This is a genomic window from Nocardia sp. NPDC004415, from assembly GCF_053602435.1.
Genome location: NZ_JBSGDP010000003.1, coordinates 65082 through 85923, shown reverse-complemented (window position 1 = coordinate 85923; position 20842 = coordinate 65082). Strand labels below are relative to the sequence as shown.

Sequence of the window (20842 nt, the reverse complement as noted above, 5' to 3'; positions counted from 1 at the left end):
CGTGTCGGTGCGCTGAACTATCCTCGGCTGCGCCATGATTGATCTCGCCGCCTTTCCGCTGCCCTTCCACGTCGCCCACAAATGCCCGGTCGCTCCGGTCCGCACCCTGCGGGAACAGCAGATGATGCAGCTCAGTGCTCACATCCGCGCCAAGCCGCAGTGGTTCGTCAAGCGCGACGATCCCGGGATCGTGGCCAAGTGGGCGCGGGAGGCGGCCGAGCAGGGCCTCACGGAGGCCCAGATCCGCTATGTGCTCGCCGAATTGGCGTCCTATGCCGCAAAGCGGGACGAGCGGACCGGGATCGAGGTGTCGGCCGTGGACGGCGTCTGGCATTCGGACTCGCTGATCGAGGACGAACTGCGCGACCGGCTCGCGGCGGCGGTGCGGCCCCTGGAAGAGGTCCCGGATGCCGAGCTGGACTGGCATCCGGGCTCCGACGGTCAGGTGCTGGATCTGGTTCACCCCTCGCTGTTCTGTCGCGTGCGCGGGGTGAGCCAGGAGGCGGACGCGCCGTGGCCTGCGACGGATCGTGGCATCGCTCGGTACGCGCTGTCGGAGAAGTTCCAGTGGCTGCCCACCGATGTCGAGGTAGGTGCCGACGGCGAGGTCGAGTTCGCCTCGTACGTCAACAACGTCCATCCGGAGACCCACCGCGACCTCGCGGCGGTGCTGCCGGTGCTGTTCGCGCGGATGCGGCCGCTGTTCGAGAACGTGCTCACGGACCTGCGCAACCCCCTGCCGCCGCGGATCACCGCCGATCCGTTCGGTTGGTATCCGGCGGATTGGGACGGGGAGGAGCCGGAGGAGCCCGGCGACGATGCCGACGAGGCGGCCTGGGAAGCCTACGAAGCAGCCTCGGAAGCCTACGACGAGGCCGCCGACGACCGGTGGCGAAACCGTCGCCCGATCGTGCCCGACGCTCCGGAATACGACGCACCCGCACCCGTCGACGACGCGTCCTGGGTCGACCTGCGCGGCAGGCGCCTGCAGGTGATCGTCAAGCTGGCCACCATCCACCTCACCCCGGACAAACCCGAATACCCCGGCGGCTCCTGGCATGTCGAAGGCATGATGAACGAGCGCATCGTCTCGACGGGCATCTACTACTGGGACTCGGCGAACATCACCGGCAGTGAGCTCGGCTTCCGCGCGGCCATCGACGACCCGCACTACGAGCAGAACGACGCGACGGGCATGCGCGAGGTCTACGGCCTCGACGACGAAGACCCGTTGAACCAGTTCCTCGGCTCGGTCCCGACGACAGCGGGCCGCTGCCTGGCCTTCCCGAACATCCTCCAGCATCGCGTCGCCCCCTTCCAGCTGGCCGACCCCACCCGCCCCGGCCACCGCAAGATCCTGGCCTTCTTCCTGATCGACCCCACCACCCCGATCACCTCCACCACCGATATCCCACCCCAGCAACCCTGGTCCCCGACCATCACCATGACCCGCGCCGAAGCCGAAGCCTTCCGCGAGGAACTCATGAAAGAGCGCAAGTACTTCGTCGACGAACATAACGAAGACCTCTACGAACGCGAATTCTCCCTCTGCGAGCACTGATCCGCCGTGGAAGGGCCGACGTCTGCCGGATACCGGTGTCGGCCCGCATCGGCGCGACCAGGCAATCCACCGCGTCGGAGCGCTGTGGAGCGGTCGGGCTCAGCGCAGGAGGTCGGTGAGTGTTCGGGTGGTGGGTTCGGGAAGGTAGATGGCGCACTGGCCGATGAGGGCGCGGATGGCGTGGGTGGCTTCCGGGGTGAGGGGAGCGTGGTCGAGGATATCGAGTTCGTTGGCGAGGGTGAGCAGGGCGAAGTCGGGGAGATCGACGGCCGTCAGGGGGAGGGTTTCGCCGGTGAAGCGGTCGGTCAGGGGGAGCGGGGATTCACCGAGGTGCGGGTAGGTGGCCGCGCGGTCGCAGGCGCCGTACTGGTAGACGAGGGATTCGGCGGTGGCGCCGAGGGCGGTGCGGAGGCGGCCGCGCTGGTCGGGCGGCAGCAGCGGGTGGGGAAAGCCGTCGGTGCCGTAGGTGGCGTGGGCAAGGGCGGCCAGGCGCACGCGGGGGCCGCCGCCCAGGGTGTTGACCAGGTCGTGGACGCGCCGGAGGTGATCGAGCAGATCGCCGCCGGGGTGGTCGATCAGGGCGGCGCCGAGTTCGCGCAGCAGCGCCAGGGCGGGCCACGTCGAGGTGGTGTCCGCGAGGACTCGGGCCAGTGCCGCGGGCTGGTCGCGCGCGACGAGGTGACCGGCCCCGGGCACGTGGGCCACCGTGGCGTGGGGAGCGAGGTCGAGCAGGTCGGCGGCATCGGCGTCGGTGACCGCTGAGCCGAGATCACCGCGGACCAGCAGGATCGGCAGGTCGAGACCGGCGGTGATCTGCCGCAGCCGCGGCACCTGGGTGAGCGTGTCCTCCACGAAATCCCGGTGGCGGTCGAGTAATCCGCCCGCACCGAGGAAACCGCGGACCCGATCCGCGTCGAGGCCGGGGACGACATCCACCAGCACCAGACCCGCCACCTTCGCGCGCGTGGACGGATCGGCGAGCGCCGCCACGGCGGCGAGCCCGCCCAGTGACGCGCCGACGATCACGCAGCCGGGTTCGGCGTCCACCAGTGCGGCGACATCGGCCGCGCACGGTGCCAGGGCGTCCAGCGTGCCGTCGCTGTCGCCGTGCCCGCGCTGGTCGAACGCCACACAGCGCAGCCCGTCCGCGACGAGGCTGTCGACGACCGGTGCCCACACCCGGCGCCGCTCCCCACCCGCGTGCAACAACAGAACCGTCGGCCCGTCACCCACCTCGTCGCCGCGCAGCACGGCATCGGGACGGATCAGGTTCCTGGGTCGGAATACGTTGTGCTCGCCCATGACTCACCCCCACGTCGAGTAGCTCGACGCCGAGGCTACCCCGCCCGCACCACGTCCGGCAGGCCGAGTGACGACGCGCTCGCCCCGGACGCGAACGGCCCGGTCACGACCGTGGACAGGTCGTGACCGGGCCGCGTAACCGCGGGAACTACCAGTGCACGCCCGGCAGGATCCGGCTCATCCGGGCCGCGGAACCCGGCACCACCATGAGCGGGGTGAGCACGGGCGCCAGCGCGGTGAGCGCATTGCGGGACGGCTCGGCGGGTGCGGCGGGCTCCACCGGCTCCGCGACCACGGTCGCGACGGCCGGTTTGCCCTGGGCCGCCGTGGATTCCCCGAACAGGCGGAAGCCGGTGTGCATGATCGTGCGCTTGAGCGAGGGCAGGAACATCTCCACCGCCTGGGCGAACGTCCCGACCGGGGTGTCGATGCGGTCGGGCCGCTCGAGCAGCGCGCGCACGACGATATCGGCGGCCCGCTCGGGCTCGGGCAGCGGCAGCGCCCGGTACAGATCGGTCGGGGCGACCATGGGCGTGCGCACCAGCGGCATCCGGATCGAGGTGAAAGTCACTCCGGCACCACGGTTCTCGACAGCGGCGATATCGCTGAAGTTGTCCAGCGCCGACTTGCTGGCCGCGTAGGCGGCGAAGCGCGGGACCTTGGTCTGCACCGCGATCGAGGAGATGTTGACGATGTGACCGAAGTGCCGCTCCCGCATCGAGGGCAGCAGCGCCAGGATCAGTCGCACCGCGCCGAAGTAGTTCACCGCCATGGTGCGCTCGAAATCGTGCATGCGGTCGACCGAATTGGCGACCGAACGGCGGATCGAGCGGCCCGCGTTGTTGATCAGGTAGTCGACGTGACCGTGCTCGGCGAGCACCTCCCGCACCAGCGTGTCCACGCCCGCGGCATCGGTGATGTCGCACGGGTAGGTGAACGCGGTGCCACCCTCGGCCCGCACGGATTCCGCCGCGGCGGTGAGGTCTTCGACGCCGCGGGCCACCATGAGCACGATCGCTCCCCGGCGTGCGACGGCCTGCGCCGTGGCCAGCCCGATACCCGAGGACGCCCCGGTGATCAGCACCGTCCGGCCCGAGAGCGGATGCGCGTGCGGGGCCGGGCGGCCGCGGTTCGGGTCGAGATTGGCCCGCCAGAAATCCCACAGCTTGTCCGCGTAGGTGCCGAAGGCGGGCACCGTCAGGCCGGGCAGTTGCGCGCGGGTGGACTCGGAGACGAACTCGGCGGTGAATCCCACGTGCGGCGCCACCGCCGCCGGAATCCCGGCCTGCTCGAACAGGAAGTCACGCACCGCGTGCGCGCCGGGCAGATGCCCGATGCCGGTGAGCGCGCGGGCACTGCCGGGCACCGTGCCGATGCCCGCGGGCCCGCCCGCGGCCGTGGCCAGCGCGCGGTAGATCTCCCCGAACGGCTGCGGCTCGGGGTTGACCAGGTGGAACGTGCGCCCGTCGAGGCCCTCGCGCCGCACCAGGCGCACCATCGCCTCGGCGACGTAGTCGACCGGCACCACATTGGTGGCGCCGAGATCGGGCAGCGGCAGCGGCAATTCGGCGGGCAGCGCCGCCAGCGCGGAGATGGCGGAGAAGAAGTAGTAGGGCCCGTCGATCTTGTCCATCGCGCCGGTGCGCGAATCACCGACCACGATCGCCGGCCGGTAGACCCGCCAGCGCAGGTCCTCGGCCTCGCGGACCAGTTTCTCGGCCGCGAACTTGGTGCGGTGGTACGGCGAGGTGAGGTTCTGTCCGAGGTCGAAGTCCTCCTCGAAGAACTTGCCGCGGTGGTCACCCGCGACCGCCACCGAGGACACGTGGTGCAGCACGGCGCCGAGCTTGCGCGCCAGCGCGATCACCGACCGGGTGCCCGCCACATTGGCCGCGTGCGCGGTCTCCTCGTCGGCGGTCATGTCGTAGACCGCGCCCAGGTGCAGCACGTGGTCGGCGCGCGGGGCACCGTCACCCAGGCCCAGATCGGGGGCCGTGAGGTCGCCGACCAGGGCGAACACGCGGTCGCTGTCGGGGTGCTTCGCGGTCAGTTCGGTGAACTTGGCCAGCGATTCGGCACGCACCAGCACGTGCACGATCGCGGTGGGATCGGCCGCGAGCAGCCCCTGCACCACTCGCCGACCCAGAAAACCGGTACCGCCTGTCACGATGTAGGAAACCATCGCCCCTCCTGAAAATCTTGGAAAACGCCTGTCGCGCAACAGTGATCCGGCATGCGGCGGTGGATGCGGAGACCGACGGACGAAGTCCGGCTGCACGGTGGCGGGAATGAGAGAACCGGGCACATCGTCGTCCCGGGTACGTTTACCGTACTCGTCAGTAACCTAGCCCGGCAAGCGCGTGGCGGCCGATACCCGTGTGGGGTTTGTCACCCGTTGTCGCAGGTCAAAGGGTGTGTGTGACAGACAATTTCAGTAACTCGCGGTTTCGGACAACACGCCGCTACCGGGCCGCGGTGGCCCGGTAGCGGTCGGCGTCAGCGCAGATCGCGGCGCCGGAAGGCGAGGACTCCCACCGCGAGACCGGCCGCCGCGACGGCGAGCAACCAGGCGAGTGGTGCCGGTGCGAAGGCGGCGCCGGGCAGCTTCGGCGGATGGATGAACGGCACCAGATCCAGCATCCACTGCGGCAGCCCGCCGAGCGAGCCGAGCAGGAAGACCACGATCATCGCGCTGAGCACGGCCCAGGCGAGCGCGGCGTACTTCGGCACCACACCGAACAGCAGCATCGCCACGGCGGTCAGCACCCACACCGCGGGCAGTTGCACCGCGACCGCGCCGAGCGACTGGCCGACCTTGTCGGCCGTCCCGCCCTCGGTCGCACCCCACACCACGCCGATGCCCAGTCCGCAGACCAGCAGTGCCACCGCGGGCCCGGCCACCGCGAACAGCAGGTGACTGCTCGCGTACCGCACCCGTCCGACCGCCGCCGCCAGCACCGTCTCGGCCCGCCCGGAGTTCTCCTCCTCGTGCAGCCGCAACACCGACGACACCGAATAGGCGGCCGCCGCGGCGGCGAGCATGGTGATCGCGTAGGCGATGAACGACTTCTCCAGATCGGCCGAACCGCCGAGGGAGGTGACCACGTCCTTCAGCGTGCCCGAATCGTCGAGCATGCCGCCGATGCTCTGCACCGCGCCGCCGATGAGCAGACCGTAGAGCCCGAAGCCGATCGTCCAGGCCAGCAGAGAGCCGCGCTGCAACCGCCACGCGAGACCCACCGGGCCGGCCAGCGCCGCACCCGCGGCGGCCGGACCGGCGCGATCGGCGAGCATCCCGGCACCCAGATCGCGCGTGCGCAGCAGCTGGTAGGCGAGAGCGGTGGCCAGCGCGCCGAGCGCGGCCAGCAGGATCAGTACCCACCAGCGCTCCTGCGCGAACGGCCGGATCTGCAGACACCAGCCCAGCGGCGAGAACCACGACAGCACGCCGTTGCCCGCGTCCCCGACCGCGCGCACCGCGAACGCCGCCCCCAGCGCCGCGAACGCGACACCCCGGGCGATGCGCGCCCCGCTGCTCACCTGCGCGGCGACGGCGGCGATCGCACCCCAGACGAATCCCGACCCGGCCAGTGCCGCCCCGAAGGCGACCGAGCCCGCGATCGGCAGATCGGTGGCCATCAGCGAAGCGGCACAGACGATTCCGGCCACCGCGGCGGCGCCGTAGGTCAGCAGCAACGCGCCCGTGAGCCCGGCGAAACGGCCGATGCTGGTGGCGCCGACCAGTTCCGCGCGACCGGTCTCCTCCTCGACCCGGGTGTGCCGGACGACGGTGAGCACCGCGGCGATGGCGATCAGCGCGTACATCGCCCCGGCCTTCCAGGTGCCGATCGAGCCCAGCGCGGAACTGAAGACGGGCCCGTACATGGCGATCAGCGCGGGACTGGCCGCGGTGGTCGCGGCGAACTGGTCCAGTTGCTGCTGGGTGCTGTAGAGGTCCTTGATCGAGACGATCTGCAACGCGGGCATCAGCCCGATCAGCAGCGCCCACAGCGGGGCGATCACCCGGTCGCGGCGCAGCGACAGGCGCAGCATCTGCCCGGTCCCCGCGAATTCGCCTGCGCCGAAGGGTGTTCCGGTGAACGGCGGCCGGGCCGCGACGGTGGTCATGCCCGCACCGCCGCCGCGCTCGGGTCCTGGTCGACGTGGTAGTGCCGCAGGAACAGGTCTTCCAGGGTGGGTGGCGCGGAGGTCAGGCTGCGCACCCCGGCGTCGCCGAGCACCCGGATGAGCGCGCCCAGGTGTTCGGCGTCGACCTGGCATCGCAGGGTGGAGCCGTCGCGTTCGACATCGTCGACGCCGGGCAGGGCGGCCACGTCGCCGGGATCGCCGGTGAGCTCGGCGGTGATGGCGATGCGGCTCAGGTGCCGCAGCTGATCCAGCGAACCGGATTCGACCGTGCGGCCCGCCCGGATGATGGTGACCCGGTCACAGAGGTGCTCGACCTCCGACAGGATGTGGCTCGACAGCAGGACCGTCGCTCCGCGGCCCGCCGCCTCGCGCACACAGTCCTGGAAGACCTGTTCCATCAGCGGGTCGAGTCCGGAGGTCGGCTCGTCGAGGATGAGCAGATCGGCGTTCGCCGAGAACGCCGAGACCAGGGCGACCTTCTGCCGGTTGCCCTTGGAATAGGCGCGCGACTTCTTGGTGGGATCCAGTTCGAACCGGTCGATCAGGGCGTCCCGGCGCTGCTGGTCGATCCCGCCGCGCATGCGGGCCAGCAGGTCGATCGTCTCACCACCCGACAGCGACGGCCAGAGCGTGACATCGCCGGGGACATAGGCGATCCGGTGATGCAGGGCGACGGCATCTGTCCACGGATCGCGCCCGAACAGGCTCGCTTCGCCACCGCTCGCGCGCAGGACGCCGAGCAGCACACGGATCGTGGTGGACTTGCCCGCGCCGTTGGGGCCGAGGAACCCGTGGATCTCACCGGGCCGGACCGTGAGGTCCAGGCCATCCAGGGCGGTGAAACGGCCGAACGTCTTACGCAGGCCCCGGATCTCGACGACCGGGTCGGAGGTGGCAGTGGGCATCTTCTACTCCTCGGTGAGGGTGTCGAACAGGGTCGAATCGGTGAGCATGCCGTGGGTGTAGAGCTCGAGCGCGGGCATCGTCAGCTCGTCGGAGAGATCGCGGATCGCGGCGCGGTAGTCGAGCTTTCCTTCGCGCTGGATGCGCATCTGCATGGCCAGGTTCATCGCCCCGACGTGGCAGAGCACGATGTAGCGGGCGCGCGCGGCCGGATCGCGGCTGGGCTTGATCATGCCCTCGGCCACCGCGGTCTGCAGGTACTGCTCGGCGTCGCCGATCATGTGCTCGAGCAGCGATTCGGCGAGCGTGCCGCCGGCCTGGAAACTGCGCAGCATGTACGCGACCAGGGGCGCGTAGACCTCGACCTCGGCCATGGCGTTCAGCATGGCGGTCGGGCCGCTGGTGCGGATGACGCGCAACTTCTCGTCCCGGATGATCTCGAGCACCCGCTCGTCGCAGGTCGCGCGCAGGCCGTCCTTGGACCCGAAATGGTGATTCACCAGGCCGGGAGACACGCCCGCCGCCGCGGCGATGGCCCGGACCCCGACCCCGAATCCCTGTTCGCCGAACAGGTCGATCGCGGTGTCGCGGATGCGGGCCGCCGTACTCAGATCGAGGGTTGAACGCATGTTCAATATGTTAAACACGCGTTCAATCCGTTGGCAACCCCTTCCGTCCCGCTAGTGTCGAAGGCATGGCTACCGGCACATCGACGACGGCAGGACATCTCCGCGCGGCACTGGACGGACCGTGGCGCGACATCAGGGAACAGGCGCGCGTACAGCTCGCCGACGACAGCTTCACCGACGATCCGGAACTCGACATCCACGCGGCCAGGGCCCGGGTGCTCGGGCAGATGAAGGCCATCGCCACGATGGGCTATCCCGAGCGCGGCTTCCGGCCCGAGAACGGCGGCACCGGCGATCCGGGCGGCGCGGTCACCGGGCTGGAGATGCTGGCCTACACCGACCTGTCGCTGTGGGTGAAATCCGGTGTGCAGTGGGGTCTGTTCGGCGGCGCGGTGGAGAACCTGGGCACCGAACGCCACCGCGACTACATCAAACGGCTGATCTCGCTGGACCTGCTCGGCTGCTTCGCGATGACCGAATCCGGTCACGGCAGCGACGTGGCAGACCTGGAGACCACCGCCACCTACGACCCGGCGACCCAGGAATTCGTCATCCACACCCCCACCCCGTCGGCGCGCAAGGACTACATCGGCGGCGCCGCCGTCCACGCGCGGATGGCCGCGGTGTTCGCGCAGCTCATCACCAATGGCGAGAAGCAGGGCGTGCACTGTCTGCTGGTGCCGATCCGCGACGAGCTCGGCGCCGACCTGCCCGGCGTGACCACCTACGACGACGGCCTCAAGGGCGGCCTGCCCGGTGTCGACAACGGCCGCATCGTCTTCGACCACGTCCGTGTCCCGCGGGAGAACCTGCTCAACCGCTACGCCGACGTCGCCCCGGACGGCACCTACAGCTCCGAGATCGAGAACCCGAGCCGCCGCTTCTTCACCACTTTGGGCACGCTGGTGCGCGGCCGGGTGAGCGTCGGCGGCGCCGCGGCCGCGGGGGCACGGGTGGGGTTGAGCATCGCCGTGCGCTACGCGCTGGCGCGCCGCCAGTTCTTCGACCCGGACAGCGGTGAGGAGACCCTGCTGCTGGACTACCGCAGCCATCAGCGCAGGCTGCTGCCGCTGGTCGCGAAGTCCTTCGCGCTGGCCTTCGCGCAGAACGACCTGGTGCGCCGGATGGACGTGATCCAGCGCGGTGACGAGACCGAGCCGGCCGCCCAGCGCGCGCTGGAGAAGCGCGCCGCCGGGTTCAAGGTCGCGCAGACCCGGCACGCGACCAGGGCCATCCAGGAGTGCCGCGAAGCCTGCGGCGGCGCGGGCTATCTCACCGAGAACCGCCTGGTGACCCTCAAGGCCGACACCGATGTGTTCACCACCTTCGAGGGCGACAATGTGGTACTCACCCAGCTCGTCGCCAAGGAACTGCTCACCGCCTACTCCGACGAGGTCCGCGATCTCGACGCCATGGGCTGGGTGAAGTTCGCCGCCACCATGGCCGGTGACGTGGTGCGCAAGCGCTCCGGTGTGCGCCAGCTCATCCAGACCCTGCGCGACCGCAGCGACGAGACCGTCGACGAAGGCGACCTGTCCAAGCGCTCGGTGCAGCTGCAGCTGTTCGCCGACCGCGAGGACTACCTGCTGCGCACCGCCGCGCACCGGCTGCGGGCCAGGGCCGCCGACACCGGCCCGTTCGAGGCGTTCAACAACGCCCAGGACCACATCCTGGCCGCGGGTTCGGCGCACATCGATCGCCTGGTGCTCGAGGAGTTCGTCGACGGCATCGCCACCATCGAGGACGAGGAGGCCAGGGCACTGGCCGAGACCGTGTGCGATCTCTACGTGTACGCCACCCTCGAGGAGAATCTGGCCTGGTACATCATGCACCGGTTCATGTCGGTGGAGCGGGCCAAGTCGGTGCGCCGCGGCGTGAACGAGCTCGTCGACCGGCTGCGGCCCGACGCGCTCACCCTGGTCGAGGCGATGGGTGTGCCGGAGACGATGCTGCGCGCCGAAATGCTGCACGACGCCAGCGTTTTCGACCGCCGATAGCGGATCAGCGGCGGCCCGGCCACCTGGGTGGGGCCGCCGCGAGCCCGCATCCGGCGATCGCCATCGCCGCCGCGGCCGCCGCACCACCGAGCACATCGGTGAGGTGGTGATAGCCCAGCTCGAGCATTCCCGCCGCGCTGGATACCAGCGCGAGCAGCGTCAGTGCCGCGACCGCGATCCGCGCCCGCGCGCCGCTCACCAGGCAGGCGAAAGTCGTCGCGAGGGCGACCAAGTGGACGGTGTGCCCGCTGGGATAGGCGAGATAGTCGTGTAACTGCCTGTCCCACAGCGGTTTCAGCAACCAGGCGTTGACGGCGACGGCGAGCGCGGGCACCACGAGCATCGTCGCCGCCTCGCGTGGGCGCCCGCGCAGCGCGAACCAGGCGAACGCGGCCAGCCACAGCCCCAGCACGACCGGGGTGTTGCTGGGCGCGACGAGCCAGTGCGCCGCGCCGGGGGCCAGGGCGTCGGTGACCGGGACCGCGACGGCGGTGTCGAGCGCGGTGGGCCCGTCGTCGGCGGGGAAGGTCAGCGGGAGGGCGACGGTCAGCGCGGCGCCCGCGCCGACCGCGGTCACCCGGGCGGCGCTCGCGCGGTCGATCACCGCCGTGACGATAGCGGGTGGGTCAGGCCGGGCCGTAGGTGAGCACCGCGGTCACCACGAACCACAGCACCCACACGATCGCGATGACCATGCCGACGGCCAGGGTGATCCGCAGGAACGCCCGGCCGAAATCGAGGTCGCCGGTCACCCGCGGGTAGAGCTTCCACGGGCTGTACCAGGGCGCGACCAGGCCGCCGGTCTGCGCCTCGCTCTCGAGCCGGGCCTGCTCCTCGGCATAGGCCTCGGCCTGGGCCTGGGTGGGCCCGCCGTGCCACAGCGTCACGTCCACCGGACCCAGGAATCCCTCGTTGAGCAGGTCCTGCGGCGCGGGCAGGTAGGGCAGGATGCCCAGGCCGCGGAAGGCGACGGCGATGTCGTTGGCCGTCCAGAGGTTGTGTTCCTTGGCGGCCAGCACCTCGAAGTACTCCTCGAGCCGGTGCGGGTCGTCGGTGACGATCACATCGAAACTCGGATCGTTCCAGCCCTGGTGCACATCGATCTGCGCGCCCCGCATGGGCACGATCACCCCGAGCCCGTGCACCGCGCGCTGACCGAGCCCCCGCGCGGCCAGGTAGTCCTGCAGCGCGAAGGTGTGCTCGCGCGAGCGCTCCAGCGGGGTCGACTTCTCCGCGCCGGCGAACCGCGCGATCTCGCCGGAGACCATCCAGGGGCCGTTGAGCGGGATCTCCAGCACACCGTCCTGCGGCGTGGTGAAGGTCTCGGCCTCGATCACCACACAGCTCGTCGGCGTCCAGACCACGGCGTCGAAGTGGTGCAGCCGGTCGTTGTGGAACAGGCCGCAGTTGATCGTGGCCACCCCGTGCGGGCTGGCCGGGTCCTTCCAGGTGCGCAGCCAGTCGATCAGTGCCAGCTCGGCATCGGTGCCTGCCGCATTCTGCACGCGCACGAGCATGGAGTCCGCCCTTCTGGGTCGTTGGCGCCGCGGGCCGAGAACCGTTGGCGTACATCGTAGCTCGATTACCGGCCGTTGCCCGGCAGGATGCGGGGGCGGGTGTCAGCTCGGCTCGGCGTCGAGCTCGCCCGCCTCGACCGCGGCGACCAGCTCCGCGTGATCGGCCTCGGTGCGGTCGGCGTAGCGCACCGCGAAGCGGGTGATCGCCGTCTCGAAGCGGTCGTCTTCCTCGCCGTCACCGGCCAGATAGCCCGCCAGCGTGCGCGGATCGAGCGAGCGCGCGTGCGCCCGGGCCAGTAGCGCGCCCGCGAGCCGACCGTAGTCGTCGAGGTCGTCGGCCGAGAGCCCGGCCGGGTCGATGCTGCCCTTGAGATTGCGGAACTGGCGGACGATGAAGGGCAGCGGCTCGTCCAGCGCGACGGTGGTCCAGCCGAGCAGGATGTCGGTCTCGGACTGCACGGTCCGCGCGCCCACCACGATCCGCTCGCCCTCGTGCCGGTCCGCGCCCGCGGGTAGGAACGGCGCCAGCGCCGACGGCCGCGCCTGCTTGACCTGCAGCACCAGCGACTCGCCGTCGTTGCCGTGCAGCAGGGCCACATAGCTGTGCAGGCCGACACTGCCCGTGCCGACGATCCGGAAGGCCACATCCGAGACGGCGAACCGGGCCAGCAGATTGCGCCGCGACTCACGGATGGTGCCCGCGTACTGCTCGAGCCCGTCGATCACGGCCTCGCGCACCGCGTCGTCGACGGGAGTGAGAATCGGCGGATCGCTGACGAAGCGGTGCTTGCGGATGCCGGTCTCGTGGTCGTCGAGATGCTCGGTCCACTTCGCCACCACCTTGGCGCTGGTGTTCTTGCGCGCCTTCTTGGCGGCCTTCTTGAAGTCGTCGAGCAGATCCTCGGCCTTGGCCGAGGCCAGGATCGACTCGTCGGGCAGCGCGCTCCAGGACTGCATGAACGGCATCTCGGCCAGCTCGGCGACGGTGCCGCGGTAGGAACGGGCCGCATCGCGGGCGGCCCGGGCGCAGTCGTCCTCGTCGGCGCCGCTCTCGCGCCCGGCCAGCACCAGGCTGGCCGCGAGCCGTTCCAGATCCCACTCCCACGGGCCCAGGATCGTCTCGTCGAAATCGTTGATGTCCATCACGATCTCGCCGCGCTGGGTGCCGTAGAGCCCGAAGTTGGCCGCGTGCGCGTCGCCGCAGATCTGGGCGGGCAGCCCGCTGTCGGGCCCGGCCGCCAGATCGGCGGCCATCAGCCCGGCGGCGCCACGGAAGAAGGTGAACGGCGAGGCGGTCATCCGGCCGATCCGCAGCGGGATCAGCTCCGCGATGCGGCCCTCGTTGCTCGCCGCGACGAACTCGCGCACCGTCGGCCGGTCCGGGGCCGCGGCGTCGCGGTCGCGCCCGGTCACGGGGGCCCGCTCGGCGGCGGCCCGGCCACGCGCGAAGGCGTCCTCGGCGGAGAGATAGGAGCGCAGATCAATACCACTGTCGGACACGACGGTCCACGGTAGCGGTTCCGGCGACGCTCGGCACCGGGACGGCGGCGCCCGGATGGTCCGTCGCGGTGTGTCGGCGTGGCCGGATGGCGCGATCACGGGTTCGTGCGGTATGCAGGGGCGTGGCAACCGAATCGGGAACGCCGGGCACGCACGACACCGAAACCGGTGGCGTGTTCAGCGACCGCATCCTGACCGTGCCCAATGTACTGAGCCTGGTGCGGCTGATCGGCATCCCCGTCTTCCTGTGGTTGATGCTGGTCCGCCACGCCGACGGGTGGGCGTTCACGCTGCTGATCGCCAGCGGGGTGACCGACTTCCTCGACGGCAAACTGGCCCGCCTGCTCGATCAGTCCTCGCGGCTGGGCGCGCTGCTCGATCCGCTCGTGGACCGGCTATACCTGGTCACGACTTTGGTGGCGTTCGTCGCACGCGGGCTGATCCCGTGGTGGATCGCGGTGATCCTGGTCGGCCGTGACCTGGTACTGACCGCGACACTGTCGGTGTACCGGCGCCGTGACCTGCCCGCGCCCGAGGTGATCTACCTGGGCAAGGCGGCCACGTTCGCGCTGATGTCGGCGCTGCCGTGGATCCTCACCGGGGAGATGGACTGGGCGGGCGCCGCTTTCGGCTGGGCCTTCGGCTGGGCCCTGCTCATCTGGGGTACCGCCCTGTATGTCTGGACCGGCGCGCTCTACGCCGGACTGGCCGTCGCCGTGGCGCGATCGATACCGCCTGTGCCGCACCGCGGCAGCTAGTCGATACTGTTACGCGCAACGTCGACGACGAAAGGACGTCCTGTGACCCGGACCCCTGAGGATCTGCGCTACACCGAAGAGCACGAATGGGTGCGGCGGACCGGCCCCACGGCGGTCCGTGTCGGCATCACCGACTACGCCCAGTCACAGCTCGGTGACGTGGTGTTCGTCCAGCTGCCCGACGTCGACAAGGACGTGACCGCGGGCGAGAGCATCGCCGAGGTCGAGTCGACCAAGAGCGTGTCCGACATCTACGCCCCGCTCACCGGCAAAGTCGTTGCGGTGAACGAGGATCTGGTGCAGTCGCCGGAGACGCTCAACACCGATCCGTACGACGAGGGCTGGCTGTTCGACCTCGCCTTCGATGACGAGTCGGCACTCGATTCCGTCCTCGGTGAACTGCTGGATGCGGCGGGTTACCAAGGAGTTATCGGGGGCTGAGCAAGCCTTCACAGTTCTCCCTGCACGGGTGCGCCCCGGCAGGGTACGGTCAAAGCCAAGCGGATACGTCGGGGAATCGACGCCGGGATCTTTCCTGGCGATGTGATCGCGCCGGTCGTGTCGCCGAATGAAGCACCTGCTTGCATGGATAATCAGGTTCGAGGAGGAGAGAAACGGTGAGCGAGAACAGGGACCCGGGTTACGGGGAGACCGCGGCCGAGACGACATCGGTCTTCCGCGCGGACTTCCTCAACGAGGTCGACGCGTCGCGCTCCGGAGAGCCGACCGGCGAACAGCCGGTACAGGGCGTCGAGGGCCTGCCGGTCGGCGCGGCCCTCCTGGTGGTCAAGCGCGGCCCGAATGCGGGTTCGCGTTTTCTGCTGGATCAGCCGACCACCTCGGCCGGTCGCCATCCCGACAGTGACATCTTCCTCGATGACGTCACCGTCAGCCGTCGGCACGCGGAGTTCCGTCAGGACGACGATTCCTTCCAGGTCGTCGATGTGGGCAGCCTCAACGGCACCTACGTCAACCGGGAGCCGGTGGACTCCTCGGAGCTGCAGAACGGCGACGAGGTCCAGATCGGCAAGTTCCGGCTGGTCTTCCTGACCGGTCCGCGCGCGCAGGCGAACGAGTCGGCGTCGGGCGCGGGGTCGCGATGACCCCTACGGTGCTGGTGCCCTCGATGGGCACAGTGCTGTGACAGGGGCGGCGCAGTGGGCACGCGGAGGGATGTCGATCGGCTCCGTGCTCGACCTGCTGCGACCAGATTTTCCCGACATCACCATCTCCAAGATCCGGTTCCTCGAGTCCGAGGGCCTGATCCGGCCGGAACGAACGCCGTCGGGATACCGGCGGTTTTCTGTCGCCGACTACGAACGGCTGCGTTTCGTGCTGACCGCGCAACGCGATCAGTACCTGCCGTTGAAGGTGATCAAGGAGCAGTTGGAAGCGATCGACAGCGGTGCGGCGACGCTGGGGGTGCGCGAAGCGCGCGCCCGCGCGCATCACCACAGCGCCGCGGAGGCCGGACAGTCGCTGTCCGGCCCCGCGCGCGCCGGTGACGAGGCCCCGCCGCCACCGCGGCGCCTGGGTGTCGTGCCGGGCGAGATCACCCCGGACGAGTTACGCGTCGAGGTCGGGGTGCGGCTCACCCGGGCCGATCTGCTGGCCAAGGCCGGTATCGACGACCGATTCCTCGACGATCTGCTGCGCGCGGGCCTCATCGTGGCGGGTGCGGGCGGATTCTTCGAGTCCGACGCCGTCACGCTGGCGCTGGCCGCCAAATCGATGGCCGAGTTCGGGCTCGAGGCCCGGCACCTGCGGGCGTTCAAGCTCGCCGCCGACCGCGAGGCCGCGCTGGTGGCCCAGATCGCCGCGCCGATCGCCAAGAGCCGTGATGCCGACGCGCGCGCCCGTGCCGAGGAGACGGTCCGCGAACTGGCGGCGTTGTCGCTGAACCTGCACGCCGCACTGGTCAAGGCCGCCGTGCGCACCGCGCTGGGCAACTGATTGCGCCGTCGCGGTGCACCGGTATCACCCCGGCAACACGCCGATTTCGGCCCGGACGTCGCCGTTGCGCGCCCGGGAATTCGCCTAGACTCGTGGTACGGCGAGCTGTGCAGCGGTCGTGCCGGCCGGCGGCGAGTATGGGAGGCAGGACAACTCATGAGCGAGATGCGCGTCATCGGCATCCGTGTCGAGCAGCCACAGAACCAGCCCGTGCTGCTGCTGCGGGAAGCATCGGGGGAGCGGTACCTGCCGATCTGGATCGGGCAGGCCGAGGCCACCGCGATCGTGCTTGAGCAGGAGGGGGTCACCCCGATCCGCCCGCTCACCCACGATCTGATCAAGATCCTGATCACCGAGCTCGGGCGCACCCTCAAGGAAGTGCGGATCGTGGATCTGCAGGAGGGCACCTTCTACGCCGATCTCGTCTTCGACGGGGATCTGCGGGTCTCCGCGCGGCCCTCGGACTCGGTGGCCATCGCCCTGCGGGTCGGCTGCCCGATCTTCGCCGAGGAGCCCGTGCTGGCCGAGGCCGGACTGGTCATGCCCGACGAGCGCGAGGACGAGGTGGAGAAGTTCAAGGAGTTCCTCGAATCGGTGTCCCCGGACGATTTCAAGGCCACCGACAGCTGAGCTGACCGGGCGATCTTCTACACCTGAAGTAGAGGTCGAGGGAATCGCCGCACGCGGTGCTTGGTGCGACGACTGTGCAGGTCCGACAATGGCAGGAGTAATCTCGAAAGTCGGGCAACATCGGTCGTGTCTGTCGAGACTTCGGATCGTCGGCAAAGGCAAGGAGCGGTCAGTGGAAGAGCAAACGCAGGATGTCGTGCAGCCTGGCTTGTTCCCGGACGACTCGGTGCCGGATGATCTGGTCGGCTACCGGGTGCCGAGCGCGTGTCAGGTCGCGGGGATCACTTATCGCCAGCTCGACTACTGGGCCAGGACCGGCCTGGTGGTCCCGTCCATCCGCGGTGCGGCGGGCTCGGGGAGCCAGCGGCTGTACTCGTTCAAGGACATCCTGGTCCTCAAGATCGTGAAGCGGCTGCTGGACGCGGGCATCTCTTTACAGAACATCCGCATCGCAGTCGACCACCTGCGCAGCCGCGGGGTGGGCGATCTGGCCGGGATCACCCTGTTCTCCGACGGCACCTCGGTCTACGAGTGCACCTCGCCCGAGGAGGTCGTCGATTTACTGCAGGGCGGGCAGGGTGTCTTCGGGATCGCGGTCAGCGGCGCCATGCGGGAACTGACCGGGGCGATCGCGGACTTCCCCGCCGAGCGGGCCACCGCCATCACCGACCGGCCCGAGGACGAACTGTCGTTCCGTCGCAAGGCGCGCGAGGACCGCAAAACCGGATAAGTGATCAGCACTACACCCCCGGCAGCCCCCAGGTGGCGCGGCCGGGGGTTCGCTGCCTCTAGACTCGGAGGTGCGTCGCCGCCGTGCGGGAGAGTCCCGGGTTCTTCGGAAGCCGGGCGCCGAAGGAGCAGCACCTCCCCGTCAATCTCTCAGGCAACAGGGACCGCCCGGTGATTCGACGCCTCTGGAAAGCGGTGGCATCCGGCTGCCCGCCCACGGGGAAAGGGACACGGCCGCCCGGTCGCGTCACCGAATCTCTCAGGCGCACAGACAGAGGGGGAGGGCTGGTACCCGTCGACCGCGTGGTCGACCCGCCCGACCTGGAGCTGCCGTGACCCGTTCGTTCGCCGACCGCCACATCGGACCCGATTCCGGCGAGCTCGCCCGGATCCTCGAGACCGTGGGCGTCGAATCCGTCGACGCGCTGGCCACCGCCGCGCTGCCCGCGACGATCCTGGACGAATCCGGCCTGGCCGCCCTGCCCGCACCGGCCTCCGAGCACGAGGTGCTCGCCGAACTGGCCGCCCTGGCGCAGGCCAACACCGTGGCCACCTCGATGATCGGGCTGGGCTACTACGACACCCTCACCCCGCCGGTGCTGGTGCGCAATCTGCTCGAGAACCCGGCCTGGTACACCGCCTACACGCCCTACCAGCCCGAGATCAGCCAGGGCAGGCTCGAGGCGCTGCTCAACTTCCAGACCATGGTCTCGGATCTGACCGGCATGGACGTGGCCAACGCCTCGATGCTCGACGAGGCCACCGCCGCGGCCGAGGCGATGACGCTGCTGCGCCGCGCGGGCAAGTCGAAGTCGCCGCGCCTGCTGATCGACACCGATCTGTTCCCGCAGACCAAGACCGTCCTGGCCACCAGGGCCGAGCCGCTGGGCATCGAGATCGTCGAGGCCGACCTCGCCGGCGGGGTGCTGCCCGAGGGCGAGTTCTTCGGCGTGCTGGTGCAAAGCCCCGGCGCGTCGGGTCGCGTCGTCGACTGGACGCCGGTCTTCACCGCCGCCCACGAGCGCGGCGCGCTGGTCGCCGCGGGCGCCGACCTGCTGGCCATGACGCTGATCACCCCGCCCGGGGAGCAGGGCGCCGACGTCTGTTTCGGCACCACCCAGCGCTTCGGTGTGCCGATGGGCTTCGGCGGTCCGCACGCGGGCTACCTGGCCGTGCGTACCGCCTTCGCGCGGCAGCTGCCGGGCCGTCTGGTCGGCGTGTCGGTCGACGCGGACGGCGCGCGCGCCTACCGCCTCGCGCTGCAGACCCGCGAACAGCACATCCGCCGGGAGAAGGCCACCTCCAACATCTGCACCGCCCAGGTGCTGCTGGCCATCGTGGCCGCCATGTACGCGAGCTACCACGGTGCCGACGGGCTGCGCGCCATCGCGCGCCGGGTGCACGAGCACGCGGCCGCGGTGGCGACCGGTCTCGGCGGCGCGGTGGTGCACGGTGCCTTCTTCGACACCGTGCTCGCGCACGTGCCCGGCGGCGCGGAAGCCGTTGTCGCCAAGGCGAAGTCGAAGGGCATCAACCTGCGCCTGGTCGACGTCGACCACGTCGCGATCGCCTGTGACGAGGCGACCACCGACGCGCACGTCGCCGCGGTGATCGAATCCTTCGGTACCGCACTGACTCCCGAGGCGGGCGCCGGTGCCGAACCGGTCGCGGTCGAGACCCGCACCTCGGACTACCTGACCCACCCGGCGTTCACCCGCTACCACACCGAGACCGCCATGCTGCGCTACCTGCGTTCGCTCTCGGACAAGGACATCGCCCTGGATCGCAGCATGATCCCGCTGGGTTCGTGCACCATGAAGCTCAACGCCACCGCCGAGATGGAGGCCATCACCTGGCCCGGCTTCGCGCGGCTGCATCCCTTCGCGCCCACCGAGGACGTGCCGGGCATCCTGGGGCTGATCGGCGACCTGGAGCGGTGGCTGGCCGAGATCACCGGCTACGACGCGGTGAGCCTGCAGCCCAACGCGGGCAGCCAGGGCGAGTACGCCGGTCTGCTGGCCATCCGCCGCTACCACCTCGACCGCGGTGACGACCACCGCGACACCTGCCTGATCCCCTCCAGCGCGCACGGCACCAACGCGGCCTCGGCGGCGATGGTCGGCATGCGCGTGGAGGTGGTGAAGTGCCGCGCGAACGGGGACGTCGACCTCGACGACCTGCGCGCCAAGATCGCCGACCACGCCGACCGGCTGGCCTGCATCATGATCACCTACCCGTCCACCCACGGCGTCTACGAGCACGAGGTCGCCGAGCTGTGCGCCCTGGTGCACGACGCGGGTGGTCAGGTCTACGTCGATGGCGCGAACCTCAATGCCCTTGTCGGCCTTGCCCGTCCGGGCCGCTTCGGCGGCGACGTCAGCCATCTGAACCTGCACAAGACCTTCTGTATCCCGCACGGTGGCGGTGGTCCCGGCGTCGGTCCGGTGGCGGTGCGCTCGCATCTCGCGCAGTACCTGCCGGGCGATCCGCTCGAGGCGGGCTCGCACGCGGTGTCGGCCGCGAACTACGGATCGGCCTCGATCCTGCCGATCACCTGGGCCTACATCCGGCTGATGGGCGCCGAGGGGCTGCGCGCGGCCACGCTGACCGCGATCGCCTCGGCCAACTACATCGCCCGCCGTCTCGACGCCTACTTCCCGGTGCTCTACACCGGCGAGAACGGCATGGTCGCGCACGAGTGCATCCTGGACCTGCGCGAGATCACCAAGCAGACCGGCGTCACCGTCGACGATGTGGCCAAGCGCCTGGCCGACTACGGCTTCCACGCACCCACCATGAGCTTCCCGGTCGCGGGCACGCTGATGGTCGAGCCGACCGAGAGCGAGAACCTCGAGGAGCTCGACGAGTTCATCGACGCCATGATCGCCATCCGCGCCGAGATCGACCAGGTCGGCGCCGGGGTCTGGCCGGTCACCGACAACCCGCTGCGCGGCGCGCCGCACACCGCGGCCAGCCTGGTCGGCGAGTGGGATCACCCCTACAGCCGTGAGGTCGCCGTCTACCCGCGCGGCCTCGGGCATACCCGCCCGAAGGTGTGGCCGCCGGTGCGCCGCATCGACGGCGCGTTCGGCGACCGCAACCTGGTGTGCTCCTGCCCGCCGCTGGACGCCTACCAGGACTGACCGCGACGCCGATTCGCTCTCGATGTACGGGCCCCGCCGATGCCTTCGGCGGGGCCCGCTGTCGTCCGGTT

Annotated in this window: 17 protein-coding genes and 1 riboswitch; of the genes, 9 read left to right on the top strand and 8 right to left on the bottom strand. The window is 70.1% G+C overall.

The genetic code is table 11. The annotated features are described in order from the left end of the window. The first annotated feature begins 34 nt into the window (after positions 1–34). Positions 35–1561, top strand: coding sequence for a DUF4246 domain-containing protein (locus ACWEMY_RS02425; protein ID WP_452388548.1), 1527 nt, complete (start codon positions 35–37; stop codon positions 1559–1561). 99 nt (positions 1562–1660) lie between these two features. Here the strand turns inward: ACWEMY_RS02425 and ACWEMY_RS02420 are convergent, their stop codons facing one another. From ACWEMY_RS02420 to ACWEMY_RS02400, 5 genes are all read right to left on the bottom strand, one after another. Beyond that, positions 1661–2863: an alpha/beta fold hydrolase gene (locus ACWEMY_RS02420; protein ID WP_452388547.1), complete on the bottom strand. Its 1203-nt coding sequence runs from the start codon at positions 2861–2863 to the stop codon at positions 1661–1663. 148 nt (positions 2864–3011) lie between these two features. Further along, positions 3012–5045 carry an SDR family oxidoreductase gene (locus ACWEMY_RS02415; RefSeq protein WP_452388546.1) on the bottom strand — a complete coding sequence of 678 codons (2034 nt, stop codon included), beginning with the start codon at positions 5043–5045 and terminating at the stop codon, positions 3012–3014. A 314-nt stretch (positions 5046–5359) separates the two neighbouring features. Continuing rightward, on the bottom strand, positions 5360–6991 hold the full coding sequence (locus tag ACWEMY_RS02410) for an ABC transporter permease (protein WP_452388545.1): 1632 nt from the start codon (positions 6989–6991) through the stop codon (positions 5360–5362). Then, positions 6988–7917: an ABC transporter ATP-binding protein gene (locus ACWEMY_RS02405; protein ID WP_452388544.1), complete on the bottom strand. Its 930-nt coding sequence runs from the start codon at positions 7915–7917 to the stop codon at positions 6988–6990. Before ACWEMY_RS02405 ends, ACWEMY_RS02410 begins: the two co-directional genes overlap by 4 nt. A 3-nt stretch (positions 7918–7920) precedes the next feature. Then, complete coding sequence (locus tag ACWEMY_RS02400) at positions 7921–8544, bottom strand: TetR family transcriptional regulator (RefSeq protein ID WP_452388543.1); 624 nt, start codon at positions 8542–8544, stop codon at positions 7921–7923. A gap of 65 nt (positions 8545–8609) precedes the next feature. Between ACWEMY_RS02400 and ACWEMY_RS02395 the strand changes: the two genes are divergently transcribed. Continuing rightward, positions 8610–10541, top strand: coding sequence for an acyl-CoA dehydrogenase family protein (locus tag ACWEMY_RS02395; RefSeq protein WP_452388542.1), 1932 nt, complete (start codon positions 8610–8612; stop codon positions 10539–10541). Between the two features lie 4 nt (positions 10542–10545). Here ACWEMY_RS02395 and ACWEMY_RS02390 read toward each other — a convergent pair whose 3' ends face one another. The 3 genes from ACWEMY_RS02390 to ACWEMY_RS02380 all read right to left on the bottom strand — a co-directional run bounded on the left by ACWEMY_RS02390 (position 10546) and on the right by ACWEMY_RS02380 (position 13558). Then, positions 10546–11145, bottom strand: a complete 600-nt coding sequence (locus tag ACWEMY_RS02390; protein ID WP_452388541.1) for a phosphatase PAP2 family protein — start codon at positions 11143–11145, stop codon at positions 10546–10548. Between the two features lie 22 nt (positions 11146–11167). Next, positions 11168–12046 (bottom strand): NERD domain-containing protein, encoded by an 879-nt coding sequence (locus tag ACWEMY_RS02385; RefSeq protein WP_452388540.1) that lies wholly within the window; start codon positions 12044–12046, stop codon positions 11168–11170. Positions 12047–12160: 114 nt separating this feature from the next. Beyond that, complete coding sequence (locus ACWEMY_RS02380; RefSeq protein WP_452388539.1) at positions 12161–13558, bottom strand: DUF2252 domain-containing protein; 1398 nt, start codon at positions 13556–13558, stop codon at positions 12161–12163. Between the two features lie 122 nt (positions 13559–13680). Between ACWEMY_RS02380 and ACWEMY_RS02375 the strand changes: the two genes are divergently transcribed. The 7 genes from ACWEMY_RS02375 to gcvP all read left to right on the top strand — a co-directional run bounded on the left by ACWEMY_RS02375 (position 13681) and on the right by gcvP (position 20771). Further along, positions 13681–14316, top strand: a complete 636-nt coding sequence (locus tag ACWEMY_RS02375; RefSeq protein ID WP_375926908.1) for a CDP-alcohol phosphatidyltransferase family protein — start codon at positions 13681–13683, stop codon at positions 14314–14316. Positions 14317–14358: 42 nt separating this feature from the next. Further along, entirely contained in the window at positions 14359–14757 is a 399-nt protein-coding gene (gene gcvH, locus ACWEMY_RS02370; RefSeq protein WP_375926911.1) for a glycine cleavage system protein GcvH, read from the top strand. Between the two features lie 176 nt (positions 14758–14933). Next, complete coding sequence (gene odhI, locus ACWEMY_RS02365) at positions 14934–15419, top strand: oxoglutarate dehydrogenase inhibitor Odhl (RefSeq protein ID WP_110041099.1); 486 nt, start codon at positions 14934–14936, stop codon at positions 15417–15419. A gap of 70 nt (positions 15420–15489) precedes the next feature. After that, positions 15490–16269 (top strand): transcriptional regulator FtsR, encoded by a 780-nt coding sequence (gene ftsR, locus ACWEMY_RS02360; RefSeq protein WP_375926915.1) that lies wholly within the window; start codon positions 15490–15492, stop codon positions 16267–16269. A gap of 156 nt (positions 16270–16425) precedes the next feature. Further along, positions 16426–16899: a bifunctional nuclease family protein gene (locus ACWEMY_RS02355; protein ID WP_278262095.1), complete on the top strand. Its 474-nt coding sequence runs from the start codon at positions 16426–16428 to the stop codon at positions 16897–16899. A gap of 172 nt (positions 16900–17071) precedes the next feature. Further along, on the top strand, positions 17072–17629 hold the full coding sequence (locus tag ACWEMY_RS02350; protein WP_375926919.1) for a MerR family transcriptional regulator: 558 nt from the start codon (positions 17072–17074) through the stop codon (positions 17627–17629). Between the two features lie 76 nt (positions 17630–17705). Then, a riboswitch (glycine riboswitch) is annotated at positions 17706–17805 on the top strand. Positions 17806–17960: 155 nt separating this feature from the next. Continuing rightward, a complete protein-coding gene (gene gcvP, locus ACWEMY_RS02345; RefSeq protein ID WP_452388538.1) occupies positions 17961–20771 on the top strand; it encodes an aminomethyl-transferring glycine dehydrogenase in 2811 nt (936 codons plus the stop codon). Positions 20772–20842: the final 71 nt, after the last annotated feature.

Bases quoted from the DNA above. Each gene is read 5' to 3' on its own strand.
- ACWEMY_RS02415 (WP_452388546.1), bottom strand. From the start codon at position 5,045: ATGGTTTCCTACATCGTGACAGGCGGTACCGGTTTTCTGGGTCGGCGA.
- ACWEMY_RS02400 (WP_452388543.1), bottom strand. From the start codon at position 8,544: ATGCGTTCAACCCTCGATCTGAGTACGGCGGCCCGCATCCGCGACACC.
- ACWEMY_RS02425 (WP_452388548.1), top strand. From the start codon at position 35: ATGATTGATCTCGCCGCCTTTCCGCTGCCCTTCCACGTCGCCCACAAA.
- ACWEMY_RS02405 (WP_452388544.1), bottom strand. From the start codon at position 7,917: ATGCCCACTGCCACCTCCGACCCGGTCGTCGAGATCCGGGGCCTGCGT.
- ACWEMY_RS02395 (WP_452388542.1), top strand. From the start codon at position 8,610: ATGGCTACCGGCACATCGACGACGGCAGGACATCTCCGCGCGGCACTG.
- ftsR (WP_375926915.1), top strand. From the start codon at position 15,490: ATGTCGATCGGCTCCGTGCTCGACCTGCTGCGACCAGATTTTCCCGAC.
- ACWEMY_RS02420 (WP_452388547.1), bottom strand. From the start codon at position 2,863: ATGGGCGAGCACAACGTATTCCGACCCAGGAACCTGATCCGTCCCGAT.
- ACWEMY_RS02410 (WP_452388545.1), bottom strand. From the start codon at position 6,991: ATGACCACCGTCGCGGCCCGGCCGCCGTTCACCGGAACACCCTTCGGC.
- ACWEMY_RS02355 (WP_278262095.1), top strand. From the start codon at position 16,426: ATGAGCGAGATGCGCGTCATCGGCATCCGTGTCGAGCAGCCACAGAAC.